The 13503-nt window shown below is 36.6% G+C and carries 8 protein-coding genes; 6 read left to right on the forward strand and 2 right to left on the reverse strand.

The annotated features are described in order from the left end of the window. Window positions 1-278 precede the first annotated feature (278 nt). Complete coding sequence (locus KO505_RS06455; RefSeq protein ID WP_216054639.1) at window positions 279-863, forward strand: class I SAM-dependent methyltransferase; 585 nt, start codon at window positions 279-281, stop codon at window positions 861-863. Between the two features lie 192 nt (window positions 864-1055). On the opposite strand, the gene pbp4b is transcribed toward KO505_RS06455, so the two are convergent. Continuing rightward, window positions 1056-3590, reverse strand: coding sequence for a penicillin binding protein PBP4B (gene pbp4b / locus KO505_RS06460; protein ID WP_216054640.1), 2535 nt, complete (start codon window positions 3588-3590; stop codon window positions 1056-1058). A 404-nt stretch (window positions 3591-3994) separates the two neighbouring features. On the opposite strand from pbp4b, the gene KO505_RS06465 reads away from it, so the two are divergent. After that, window positions 3995-4633, forward strand: coding sequence for a hypothetical protein (locus KO505_RS06465; RefSeq protein ID WP_216054641.1), 639 nt, complete (start codon window positions 3995-3997; stop codon window positions 4631-4633). Between the two features lie 3 nt (window positions 4634-4636). Further along, window positions 4637-5470: a hypothetical protein gene (locus tag KO505_RS06470; protein WP_216054642.1), complete on the forward strand. Its 834-nt coding sequence runs from the start codon at window positions 4637-4639 to the stop codon at window positions 5468-5470. A 311-nt stretch (window positions 5471-5781) separates the two neighbouring features. Here KO505_RS06470 and KO505_RS06475 read toward each other — a convergent pair whose 3' ends face one another. Beyond that, on the reverse strand, window positions 5782-7599 hold the full coding sequence (locus tag KO505_RS06475; RefSeq protein WP_216054643.1) for a glycoside hydrolase family 3 protein: 1818 nt from the start codon (window positions 7597-7599) through the stop codon (window positions 5782-5784). A gap of 654 nt (window positions 7600-8253) precedes the next feature. On the opposite strand from KO505_RS06475, the gene KO505_RS06480 reads away from it, so the two are divergent. The 3 genes from KO505_RS06480 to KO505_RS06490 all read left to right on the forward strand — a co-directional run bounded on the left by KO505_RS06480 (window position 8254) and on the right by KO505_RS06490 (window position 13385). Next, entirely contained in the window at window positions 8254-8952 is a 699-nt protein-coding gene (locus KO505_RS06480; protein WP_216054644.1) for a response regulator transcription factor, read from the forward strand. Window positions 8953-8959: 7 nt separating this feature from the next. Beyond that, window positions 8960-10567 (forward strand): sensor histidine kinase KdpD, encoded by a 1608-nt coding sequence (locus KO505_RS06485; protein ID WP_216054645.1) that lies wholly within the window; start codon window positions 8960-8962, stop codon window positions 10565-10567. Between the two features lie 133 nt (window positions 10568-10700). Further along, entirely contained in the window at window positions 10701-13385 is a 2685-nt protein-coding gene (locus tag KO505_RS06490; RefSeq protein WP_216054646.1) for a Calx-beta domain-containing protein, read from the forward strand. Window positions 13386-13503 lie beyond the last annotated feature (118 nt).

A 13503-nucleotide genomic window follows, 5' to 3' on the forward strand; every position in this document is an offset into this window, starting at 1 on the left:
AACTTATCGAGTTGTAGAAAGTTACTAGCTTAACACCCAAAAAAGCCAGTAAAAGAATTTACCATAAAGACAAAATATCAAATCAGAATCCGCTAAGATAAGTGTATATCTAACATTCAACCCAAAAGTTAAACCAAGCCAAAAAGACGAGTAAAAGCGTACAATTACACTCAATATTTCAAATTAAACTTCGATTAAAAATCTACAATTTATTTTAAATTTACAAATTGTCTAAGTTTCATTTAAAGTGGGTGGCAATGTTATTTTCTGGACAAATTATGGATTCTTCTATTGCATACGAAAAAAACTCAAAGAAATTTCTGACACATAGAAATAGTTCACAGGTGGGCTTAAATATTGCTAAGGATTGGGCTGGAAGCTTCGACTTAGGAACTGAAATTCTTGAAGTGGCATGCGGTACTGGATATCCAATTACAAAAGAACTAATAAAGGCGGGTATGAAAGTATGGGCAATTGATTCATCGCCAACTTTATTATCTGACTTTTCATCAAAATTTCCAAACATACCTGTAGCTTGTGAAAAAATACAGGATGCTAAACTGTTCGATAGAAAATTTGATGCTGCAATTTCTATTGGGCTAGTATTTTTGCTATCTGAAAATGATCAAGAAATATTTTTTAAAAAGATATCTAATACACTAAGAATCGACAGTAGGTTTTTATTCACAGCTCCAACTCGAAAAGGAAAATGGAGTGATTTAACTACAGGAGTTGAATGTCACTCTCTTGGTTTTAAAAAGTACAAAAAAATATTAAATACTTATGGATTTAAAATTATCGGTAGGCATGTGGATGCTGGCAGAAATAATTATTACGAAGTAAAGAAGGTAGCTTATCCCTAAAATTTAAAGTGGGTGGCAACGGTATTTTCACTGTCCAATTATGAGTTAGTGTGAGTATTTAACCTTGCTCTGTCTTATCGGTTTTAGGGGGCAGCTCAAACTTAATATTTTTACTTCGCCCCCATCAGATCTTGATTTTTCCTTACAGCTTACAGCTTCGAGCATGCAGCTGCGTCCCTCATCAATTCTCTTTTATTTGGAGCGATTATTTAATATGGCTTCATAAACAAGTGAGATCACACTACCATAACGACCAGTTTCAAATAACTTACCTTGAAAAGCATAATGCTTTTCGTCCCCTTCAATAACACTGTGACGGGCGTTGGTTAATAAGATAATAGCTAAGTCATATTCTGGGTCTATAACAGTAACTGTACCTGTCCAGCCGGTATGTCCGTAAGCTAATGGACTTGCGTAAGGACCAAAGTGAAATTTTCTATTGCCATTGTTGGCTCGGCGCCAGCCTAAGCCGTAAGTGCCATTTTTATCCGATGGCTTAACAAATTGATCGATAACACTAGAACTAATCATAGACAAATCTCCGTATCCACCGCGGTTTAGTAATAACTGGGTCAAAACTGCTAAATCACCAGTTGTTGAGAACAACCCAGCATGACCAGCTACGCCACCTAAAGAATAAAACGCTTTTTCATCATGCACTTCACCTTGAAGCACCTCAGTTCTAATATTTGGAAAACTAATGCGGCCGCTTCTGCTGTTGCCAAATATTTCCGTGGCTGCCGTTTGTGATTTGTTAAATCCCTTCTTTAAAGGGTTAAATTTTGTGTGTGATAAACCTAATGGTCTATAGATCTCCATTTCCGAATATTGATCTAATGGCATACCTGTAATTCTTTCGACCAACACACCTAAAAGCATATAATCAGTATCGCTATAAACTTGGCGTACGTTTCTGCCTATTTGCAGTGGTACCTTATTGATTAATAGTCTTTTGGTTCGTTCAGGTGTTTGTGAGTAAAATCGTTCACCTAGTTTATTGTCTGGTTTAAAAAACTTAACTTCAGGTGCATACCCGGCAGAGTGGGTGAGTAGATCTTTGACTAAAATACTATCTTTACCTTTTCCTTGGTATTCAGGTAAATAGTGTTGAATAGTCTGATTGAAATCTAACTTTCCTTCGGTATTTAACTTCATTAATGCCAAGTTAGTAGCAAACATCTTTGTATTAGAGGCGATATCAAATAAATGTTGTGTCGTCATGGTTTCTGGCGACGTTAATTCATTGCCACCATCTTCAAACTTACGGGCGTAACCATAAGATGAGTTCTTAATGATTTCGCCATTTCTTACTACCATTAACACAGCACCAGGAAAGCCATCTTCTATATCTTTCTCAATTAACTTATCAACCGCTTCAAACTGTTTTTTATGCTCAGCGGTTTTATCAACTAAGGTTGTAAATGGAATAGTAATATTAATCTGGCTATTTTCTGGCAATACATTCTCGACTTTTAATGTGTTCACGCCATTGACTGAATACCCTGCCATAGGGAATGTATATTGTTTTCCATCAGATAAATTTTCAGTCATTTTTAATAATTTACCATTAATAAAAATGTCAGCGGAACGAGCGTCGATATTATTAAGTGTTAAATGACCTTTATCTTTATAACCTTTAAAAGTGGTACGGTTGTTTACTAAGCTATTTTTCAGCAATTTAGGTTGAGGGAAGATTTGATCAACTTGACCTAATTTAACAATATGCTCTTGTTCAGGTTGATAACGACTCTCTCTTTCATAACGTGCTAATAACCATTCTGCATGTTTAGGAAAGTACTTATCTAATAAGGCGAATAACGTAGCTGCAAATTGTTCATCCGCTTTGCCTGTTACTTGCCAAGGTATAAAATGTGCCTGAAACGCTGAAACAACGTCTTGTGTTTGTTTGTCCCAAATACCCGTCTCAATTATTTGATAACCGTATGTTTTTAATGCAGCTTGTATTAAACCTGTATTAGGTATCTCGGTAGATATAAATATATCCCAATACTTCTGAACATCATCTTTATCATACCAAGCCCCGATGCCAGCTTGATACAATTGTTGCCATGGAAATCTAGGGCCAGGATCACTTTTTCTAGCTGGCGCAATATCTGAATGGCCAACAATTTGAGTTGGCCCTATGTCAGGATTCCGTTTTAAGATGTCTTGGGTTAGCTTGATTAAAGTTTCAATTTGCTCAGGATCGTAATCTGGGTAATAACACATTGATTCAAGTGGTAGTTGATGCTGTTGAGTTACTTGCTCTTCAACTTCAGCCTCAGTATCAATATCAATTTCTATGCTTTGTTGATGACAAGTCGGTACATTAACAATTTCTATACCGATTGACTGATCGTTTAAATCAGTCCGGCCTTGCCAATAACTTGATCCAGCATGCCAAGCTCGTTCAGATTCGTCTACTAATTGCAAAACCTTGATGTCACTCTCATTGTAACTCTCATCATTACGCTCAGGAATTAAATAATGCGAACTTACTCCACTGCCTTTATTAACTAAGGCTGAAAGGGATTTTTTATAGTCTATTGCCGTATAATGCATGACTAAAAGCTTGATTCGGTTGCTCTTATTGTTGGACTCAATGAAATCGACATTTAAAGAACTACATGAGACTAAAAATAAAATAGCGATGAGTAATACAAACTTACTATTTTTATTAAGTGATGAAAAATGACGATTTGGAACAGCATTTTTTACGGAAAACATAAATATAACCACATTGATTTTTAAGTACACTTTTACTAAGTAAGCGCCATCTTACTCATTTGAAGCTAATATAATTTGCCAAAATTGCGCAAAGTCTCCGCATTTAATACGCAAAGCAGACCTTAGGATAATTAGGCCTTTAATTTTGTTAAATCTTAAAGCCAAATTAAAACAATCCTGCACATAAAATGCGCAAAATTGGCAAAGTAAAGACTCTATTTTTAAACAAACAATGCTATTTTTTGTATATTATCAACTAACTTAGAATGGCCAAATTGGCTTTATATGTAATGGTTATTTGAATCTTGGTAAAACCTAGTCTGCAAGGATTAGGATAGACAATAATTAACCACCATTATCTCGAGTGTTGCCACTAACACTCTGTTTTCTTCTAGAGGACGTGCATGAAATATATGATAGTTAATGTTGTAACAATCTTGCTTATGTTTAGCCCTCAGGTTGTCGCTAAGACTCAGGTAGCCATCGACGATATATTGCAGGAGTTGTCAGCACTTGAATCCTGCGAGTCGACAAGTTCTTGCCCCCAAGATCTCAACAACCCAAGAAACAGCTTTTATTTGCTTGGTGAAAAAATTAGCCAACAAATAAACAGAGCAATTGAGCTGCAGAAAAATATAGGGGAACACGCAGAATTTGTTGAACTAGGCCAGTTTTGGTATCAGTACCCAAATCAGTTAGTACAACAAGCTGCTTTATCATTATTGTCTCCACAAACTGCAAAAATGAGCACTGGAAAAGTAATATTGAGACAGTTTGGTAAGCTTAGAGATGCGTCGTTAGTAAAAATGAGCCTTGATGAACTAGCAAGATATCCTGAGTTGGAACAAGAAACTTTTGAAGTGATAAGTGGTGTATTAACATCGGGAAGTTTTAGTGCAGCTAAAGCCGTCGCTAAAAATATCTCAGTGCTTCTTAATGAAGATAACATTGCCTCTTATCAATCATTGTTAACGCAATTACCTCCTAAAAGTGCCAAGGCACGTTTTTTATCACAAAGCCTAAATAACTATAAAATAAGGTAAGTCATGAGTAATAAAATTCTAATAACCCTTGGATTAGTCCTAGTTACCGTTATCGCGTTAGAAACGCTTAAAACGAAACCGAATGATTTAAAAACAGAGATTATAGAAAATAACTCTGAGCCAGAAAGTCATATCCAAAATAAATTAACAGACCAAAATTCAGTTCAGGACGCAGTTATTGAACCTAAGGTAGACGAATTGCCATTAAAAGAAACTGGGAAAGCAACCGAGCCTTTATTAACGCAAAATCAAGAGCTTCAAAGACAAGGACTGATCAAGGAATTAAACGATTTAAAAACATGCCATTTAAATAATTCATGCCCTGTAGATAATAGTGACTCAAGAGCGTCAGAGCTTTTACGAGGACAAAAAATAAAAGAAAAATTAGAAGCATATAAACAACTTACGATAGAAAATGGCTATGTAGATGCAGAGACTAATGAATTAATTCGTTTGTTTATTGATTACCCAGACGGCCATGTGCAGGAAGAAGTGATTAATATGATGCGTGCAAGTGCATTAAATACAGAAAATGCCTTAGCCTTAATTTCTAGCCTAGAAAAAAGTTATGACGCTAAAATTATGAACCAAGCAATGGATGAATTGCTTCGCTATCCTAATCTAAGCGCTCAAACAGATCAGTTATTTACTCAATCACTGCAAACGGGCAGTTTTTATGTAGCTCAAGAAATAGCTCAGAAAATATTGCCTTATTTAAATGCCAATAATATAGCTTTGTATGAGTCTATTGCAAAAACGCTACCACAGAATAGTAAACGAGCTAACGCGTTGTGGTCGAATATTAATGAATATAAAAAGAAAACGTCAGGAGGGTAACCTAACTCTGATTATTAAATAGCTCATAAACCTTAGGTGACATTTGAGGATGGCTATATATCAGTATTGTGCAGATGTACTAGCTCAGACTGTTGTTTTTTATTATTGGCAGAGTACGAATATGGTTAACACAAGACTATTTTCACACCCTACATATTACGTTGAAGGGGTTGATAGCGAATAGCCCGTGACCGCATTATGCAGAGTGTTGCTGAACTTCTCAGTTATGTTTAACCTAACCTTAGTCCTATTTATCTATAGAGCAGCGATAACGGTTAATATTCATTAACCGTTTCTATTTAGACCGTTAATTAAATTTGTTCAAATAATATAGAGGCCAATGCGTCAAGAGCAGGGGATTTATAACGTTTATTTGATTTATCAAAGTAAGTTGAATCGTCAAACGTTGTGATGACCCAATCGGCATATTGTGTAATGGCTTCGTTCTGTATTGGCAGATTCATACTGACTAGAATGGTTGATTTACCTTTTTCTTTTGCCAGTTTAAGTAGTTCTAAAATGTTTGTTTTGCTGTTATCAAGGTTTTCTTGCTGGTGATCTTCAGCGCCGCCAACCATCACTAAACTTTTCATACCATCAATGGCGACAATCACCACTTCGCTTTGGATCACATTCATCAATTGCTGTTCTTTAGGGGCTTTAATCGAAAGTGCAGACACTTTTTTATTCGGCATAGTCGTAATTTTGTCGTTGATAAACTGCTCTAAGGCTTTGGCTTGTCTATATTTAGCTGCGACAATATGAATACTTTTTGAATTTTTAAGAGCTGCAACTATTTTGTTGTTTTTAATATTAGAATCCAATCCACGCTGCGCTAATTGTTTTTCCAACGCCTGATGTTTTTCATTACCTAGGGTTTGATTTGCCTGGTTAATTTTTATTTCCATTGGCGTTTCAAGGCTTGAGTTTGCAATAAATTTATTTTTGACTTTGATTACCCTAAGTACAGATTCTCTAATGGTATTTTTTATCTCTGACTCTTCATTAACCCGCAGTGCTAATGATTTAAGTAGCGATTTGAATCCTTCTATATCAGATCGAGTTCGTATTTTCATTGGCATCATGGCAATGTCTGTACCGGCTTCAAACGTATTTAAAGTGGCTTCGACTGGGGTGAAAAAATCTGCGATTCCGGCCATATCCAGCGCGTCGGTAATAATAAGCCCTTTATAACCCATTTTATCTCTCAGCAGGTCGGTTAGGATTGCTTTTGATATTGTTGCGGGGCGCATCATTTTTTGCCCAAATTTATTAATTACCATAGAGTTATCTAATTTAGGGTACTGAATGTGGGCAGTCATAATCATGTTAATATCAGATTTATCAATAGCTTGCTGGAATGGGTATAAATCAACATTGGTAATCGTTTCATTATCGTGGTGAACAATTGGAAGGCCATGATGGCTGTCTATATCAGTATCACCATGACCAGGAAAGTGTTTAAGTGTTGCAAGCACGCCTTGAGATTGCATTCCATTGACCGTAGCTATGCCTAAATCAGCGACTACTTTTGGATCGTTACTAAAAGATCTAACGTTAATAACTGGATTTCTCGGATTGACATTGACATCAACGCTAGGTGCATGATTTACATTTATCCCTAGCACATTAAGCTCAGAACCAATGGCTTTACCTACCTGAGTTGCTAGGGTTGTGCCGTCTGTTTTATAAGTATTTCCTATAGACATATTACCCGTAAATGATGTTGCGAGAGTACGCGGTAGCCTGACTACTCGGCCTCCTTCTTGGTCGACGGAAATAAAGAGAGGTTGTTGTAATTCTGATTTTGCAGCCGCTTGTTGTAAGTCTGTGGTTAGTTGAATAATTTGCTCAACAGACTGAAGGTTGTCTGCAAATAATATGATCCCTCCCAAAGAGGTTTCACTTATTAATTCAGCAATTTCCTCAGGCAATTCCGTGATGGGGGTTTTGCACTTTTCTTCTCCAGAAGCTATTTTCGCTGAATCCATGTCTGGGCAATAATAACGGATATCTAACATTATCTTTTGAGCCAAGTTTTGCTCTAAATAACCCATATCAGATTGAAATAATTTCCAAGTCCAGAAACTGATAAATATAAGCGTTACCGCAAGAAAGGTTTTTTTCATACTTTTTATATCCACAATAAACGCTGTATTCATAAAGGTTAAAGAAGCTGATACTTAGAAGCGCTTTAAAATACAAAGTACCAGCTTATTAAAAGGCGCCTTCCAACCGAATCCATTTCAGAAGGAAGACTAATAGCTACAGCCAACTTTACGTCTAAAGTTAATTAATGATGTGCAGCTTGCACCATCAATCTGAAGCTAAATTCAGTAAGGAGTCATCCATACTCACTATTTAAATAATATTTACAGTCTGTGTTTTGCAAATAGCTTGAGACCAACACAAACTTTGTACTTAATTTGATCTCGCTGAGTTAACCTTTTTAAGGGAAAGTTTGTTCAATGAAGCTGGTGGAAAGTAAAGGTAGACGTATTCTATACCTATGAAATTCAACACTTCTTTTTGACAAGCTTACTTGTAACTAAACTCACTCAGGGTCAATATGTACAATAAATTTGTCGATAGAAGTGAAAAATAAAGTAATTACAAATCATATTTTGTGCAAAAGGTATGCAAACGCTATACAGTGCACTTTATAAGAAATTTTAATTCCTGATTGAGAAATAACTTGAATAAATTATCGTAATTGCAGATATTAGATTTTGAGTTCTTTTTTAGAATTTCTAACTTCCTGACGTAGGTAACTAATTAAAAAAATGAAGAATAAAATACTAGTTGTAGATGATGACCATCATATAGTTGAAATTATTACATTTGCTTTAACCAAAGCTAACTTTGATGTTATTGAAGCTTCTGATGGAAATTCCGCTTTATTGCAATTTAAGGAACACAAACCCGACCTAATAGTATTAGATGTGGGGATGCCAGAACTTGATGGGTTAGAGGTTTGTAAGGAAATTAAAAGAATCTCAGATACTCCGGTTTTATTTTTATCTGCCAAAGATGAAGAAATCGATAGGATTTTAGGATTAGAAATCGGGGCTGATGATTATGTTGCTAAGCCATTTAGTCCAAGAGAGTTAATTGCCAGAATAAAAGCTATTTTAAGAAGAAGTCAGGTCATAGTAGAAACAAAAGATGTAGACTGCGAAATTAGTCATGGGCATCTTCGCATCAATACCAGTACGCATGTGGTGACTTGGTCATCACAGCAAGTCGAGTTAACGGCGACAGAATTTTCTATGTTAAAAACAATGGCTTCTCGTCCTGCCCATGTTTTTTCTCGCGAGCAGTTAATGGAAAACAGTTATCAAAATAATATAGCGGTTAGCGACCGAACAATCGACAGTCACTTAAGGCGAATTCGGAATAAGTTTAAAGAAGTGAATGGTTGTCCTATCGATACCGTGCATGGTGTCGGTTATAGGGTCAACGCATGCGAAACATTACTTTAAATTAATTATGAAAGTATTAAAGCTCAGTCACATTTTACTCATCATTAATTTGATTATTTTAGCTTTACCAATTACTGGAATTGCATTATTTAATTTATACGACAGTAATTTAGTTCGTGAAACCGAAAATGAATTAATCACACAAGGTGTTATTATTTCGAATGTGTTTAAGCGGTCACTCATAGAACAAAATCCGGATGTTGATTTTAACAATTACGGTGTTGCTCAAGAAGAAAAATATTGGATAAAAGAGGATCCTTCTCTAGGCAAGTGGCGACCTTTGCCGGCCTCTCTCGACCTTTTCAGTGATGAAGTATTAGAGCAAGCTCCACCTCCTATTCCTGTTGATATAAAACCAGACAAATTAGCATTAGATTTAGGTCCTAGGTTTGATGACTTGCTGCAAGAAACCCAACTTACGACTTTATCCGGCATAAGAATTCTTGATTATAATGGTATTATCATCGCGTCCACCGGTTGGACTAAGTTATTGGCATTGACCAATCAGAACGATGTAAAACAAGCACTCAAAGGCGTTACGACTAAAGTCATTCGTCGCAAGTCCCCCGAAGAAGACAGTTTTTTTTCTCCCATTAGCAGAAGCAGTAATATCCGCGTTCATGTGACCCACCCTATAGTCATTAATAAGAGGGTCATTGGAGCCGTTCACATATTAAGGACACCTCCAAATACATTTCAGCATCTTTATCAAAATAGAAAAATGTACCTATCTTTTTTAGTCTTGGTTATGTTGGGAATTCTAGCCATCACGATTTTCTCAGCCTACACGATAGCTATGCCAATTAGAGCACTCGTTACCCAGGCTAAAAATGCAACAGATGGTCGTTGGCTTAAGTTAACCCCTTTAAAATCACCTATTACGGCTGAGTTTGAACTCTTATCAAATACCATAGTACAAATGTCCAACAAACAAATGGATAGAGCTGAACATATTAAGAAATTTGCGTCATATGTTTCTCATGAATTTAAAACGCCTATCACGTCCATCAATGGTGCGGTTGATATTTTGTCCGACCATCACGGCGAGTTGTCAAAAAAAGAGAGTTGTCGTTTTTATCAGATCATCTCTGACAATTGTTCACGTATGAACCTGTTGATGGCTCAATTGACTGAGTTAGCTAAGGCTGACAATATGAAAGTTTCAAGCAAAAAGAATGACTTAATTACCATTTTATCCAAGCAAATAAAGCATTATGAATCTACTTTTTCTGCGATACATTTCGATGTAGATGGCAATGAGTTTTCAATTCATATGGATGATGAATTAATCACGAGTGTTTTTGTAAATTTATTTGAAAATGTGATTCAACATGGGGGAGATGAAATAACAATTAAGTTAATTAAATTAAAAAATAATATTGTTTTATCTTTTTCAGACAATGGCAAAGGCATTACAGAACAAAACGCTAAACGAATTTTTGAACCTTTTTTTACCACGGCTAAACAAAGTGGGGGCACGGGGTTAGGTTTGGCAATATTAAAGACATTATTAAAAGCTCATGGCGGCGATATACAATTGGAACCTGCAACTACCGGTTGTCATTTTAGGATAACTTTTCCACTTTTAAATGACTCTAATAAAGGTGCTCAATAAAAAATTGTCGTTTTTTGAGCCTTGCTTATATTTTGCACAAAATTAACTAAAAAAAGATTCATAAACCCAGCAAATTAACAGCTTGTATTCAATATTATTTTACTCAATTCAGCCCATGTTTTGGAGTTCAAATATGAATAACAACCGTTTCTTAAAATACACCATCGCCTATCTCGCTTTTATTTTTATACTTTGTGGTGCGCCACCCAGTGTAAAAGCCGCGCCATGGGATACAGAAGATTATTATCTGTGTTTCAACCAAACTCCTTGGGGAGGTGGATTCGGTAGTTTTGCAATCGCATGTGATGTCGAGCCTTGGGGGCAACCCCATTTCGTTCTTGAAAACTTCAGTGCCATCATGTTTGACCATCAGGTGGAAGCAGGTGAACGTGCTAGATTCATGAACGAACTTTATGCCGTGCTTAAAGCGTCAACCCGATATTATATTCAATCTCGCCAGCCAGGAGCTTCAGAAGCTGAAATTGAAGCGTGGCAATTAGCTAATTTTGCTAAAGCACATCAAGAATCGTACTGGACACACTATCGTTATAGCCAAAGTGGGCTCGTTCAAATGTTACGAGGTGATTCTGGCCATGGTCATGGCTTGGTTCAAATTGATGATAGATGGCATTTTACCAAAATAGAAGAAGGCGCCGGTTGGCATATCTTTAAAAATATCACTTACGGTATGGAAATATTCTTTGCTGAATGGCAAAACGCAGCAAACGCAAGTTGTGTAGAGTCCGAAACATCTTGGTTACAACGTTCAAGAGCGGCTTACTCTGCATATAACGGGGGGCCAAGTAAGGTTTGCCGCTGGACAGATCCTAGTGACGTTTGGGCACAAAACGATCAGGGCTATTTGGAGAAAATTCAAAACGCAGATTGGCTGACTCATATCACTAATCAAGAGTTAGTCACTGCCCTTGATATTCAATGTTATATGGAAGAAGAGAGAGGATGTAGTGCCGCCGAAGGGATGGTTGAAGTAGACTCTGACGACCCTGCTAACTGGGTTAACCGCGAAATAACGTTGGAGTCAGGTGAACACTGTCTATTAGTTGATGATGCATTAGAGTGTGTAGAAAATGCTAAAGATCTATTATGTCTAAACTTACAATATGGTGCGACAAAAGGTAATGTTTTTCCTTCAAGTAGTGTGACTGATGAATACAGTAAAGTCATTAATGAAGCCAAAGCTTGTTACCAAGATGCTTCACCACATTTAGCATTCACTGGCAATGCAATGAAATTTGTGGCCAAAACGAATGGATTTGCTACATCGACTCCAGATATTTATGACACTGTCGGAGGCACAAAAACAGGAAGTTCAATTACGTGGGGTAAACCATATCAAGTGTTAGACATTATCGTTAACGGTTTATCAGAAAGTAATTCAGGCCAAGTTTATTACAAAATAAAGGATACGTTCTCACAAGGTTACATTTTAGTAGGGGACTTTGACAAACTTGAGCAAACAACCCAGTTAGTGGATGTTAATTCTTTGCCAAAAGAATATATCAGTATTGCACGTGTTGATGATGAAATTATCGTATTGAACCCTGATGGTATTTCAATGTTAGAAGCGTTGAATTCTGACAATGTTCTTGCAACTGTAGAGTATGAAACCACCTTGAGCGTATTGTCAGTTACCATGAGTGGAGATGACAACGAAATTTACTATGGTGTTGAGTACAACGGTCAACAAGGATTTATTTATGGTGGCAAAATACTCAATGGCAATACTCAAAGTAATTGGGCAAGTATCGAGCAACTGCAAAGTGACGATAAACTAACAACCTTAATCAAGACCGCTTTTAAACCAGAAGGAACGGCAGATGATGATAATAGTCAAAATGTCGTTATCCCTGCCAATACCTTACTTTCGGTGTTAGAGAAGGTGCTAAAATTCAAAGGTGAAGAACATGAGCTTTGGGACTATAAAGTTGAATATAATAATAGAATTGGAACATTATTTGGCGGCTTTACAAAACCATCTAAACAGGAAAGTGTATTTACTGAATCTAATGCGCTTCATCCAGACTTAGTTGGCTTATCAAGATATTACACAGACCGTATAACCTTTACTGAGGGAGATACGGATTTGGATGATGATGGTCTGCCAAATGAATGGGAATTAACCTATGGCCTGGATATCTTTGATCCAAATGATGCTCAATCCGACACCGATTTAGATGGTGCCAACAATTTACAAGAGTTCACCAACTCAACTAGCCCTTTAAACCCTGACAGTGATAGCGACGGAATATTAGATGGCAATGACAATGAATTTACACCATCGGGGGCAATTGGATTTTCAATTAGTGAAATTCAAGTCAATGAAAATGAACCAACATTTACATTAACCCTTAATAGAACGGGTAATTTTATTGGTGAAATTGCTATCCTCGTTGAAGGCGTTGATGATACCGCAACATTAAATCAAGATTATACTATCGTTGAAACTGAATTTACTTTCCTACCGGAGGACAGTAAAAAGGTAGTAACTCTAAATATTATAAATAATGATACCTACAGCGGAGACCGTACATTTAGCATTAAATTAACCGTCCCAACAGATTCTCATGCGACATTAGGTGAGATAAGCTCTGTCAGTGTCGTTATTATAGAAGATGAAGAGAAACCGGCCGAAAGCGGCAGTGACGGTGATGGCACGAGTGAACCAGTTGAAGAAGATAAAAGCAGCGATGAAGAAGAAGCGAAAAGCAGTGGTGGTAGCGTTAGTATGACCACGCTCATTATGCTTATTCTAATCCGTTGTTTTGGAGCTGTGCGGATCTATAAGCGTAAATCATAGTATAAGCCAGTAACGTTAATTTCTATCAACGAAATTATGTAATCCACTTAGCAAGGTGATGATTATTGTTAAGGACAGAGTTCTTACTTTTTATCCTTATTAATCTAGCCTTGCTACA

This window comes from Psychrosphaera sp. F3M07, from assembly GCF_018860345.1.
Classification (GTDB): domain Bacteria; phylum Pseudomonadota; class Gammaproteobacteria; order Enterobacterales; family Alteromonadaceae; genus Psychrosphaera; species Psychrosphaera aquimarina.

Bases quoted from the DNA above. Each gene is read 5' to 3' on its own strand.
- KO505_RS06455 (WP_216054639.1), top strand. From the start codon at position 279: ATGGATTCTTCTATTGCATACGAAAAAAACTCAAAGAAATTTCTGACA.
- pbp4b (WP_216054640.1), bottom strand. From the start codon at position 3,590: ATGTTTTCCGTAAAAAATGCTGTTCCAAATCGTCATTTTTCATCACTT.
- KO505_RS06465 (WP_216054641.1), top strand. From the start codon at position 3,995: ATGAAATATATGATAGTTAATGTTGTAACAATCTTGCTTATGTTTAGC.
- KO505_RS06470 (WP_216054642.1), top strand. From the start codon at position 4,637: ATGAGTAATAAAATTCTAATAACCCTTGGATTAGTCCTAGTTACCGTT.
- KO505_RS06475 (WP_216054643.1), bottom strand. From the start codon at position 7,599: ATGAAAAAAACCTTTCTTGCGGTAACGCTTATATTTATCAGTTTCTGG.
- KO505_RS06480 (WP_216054644.1), top strand. From the start codon at position 8,254: ATGAAGAATAAAATACTAGTTGTAGATGATGACCATCATATAGTTGAA.
- KO505_RS06485 (WP_216054645.1), top strand. From the start codon at position 8,960: ATGAAAGTATTAAAGCTCAGTCACATTTTACTCATCATTAATTTGATT.
- KO505_RS06490 (WP_216054646.1), top strand. From the start codon at position 10,701: ATGAATAACAACCGTTTCTTAAAATACACCATCGCCTATCTCGCTTTT.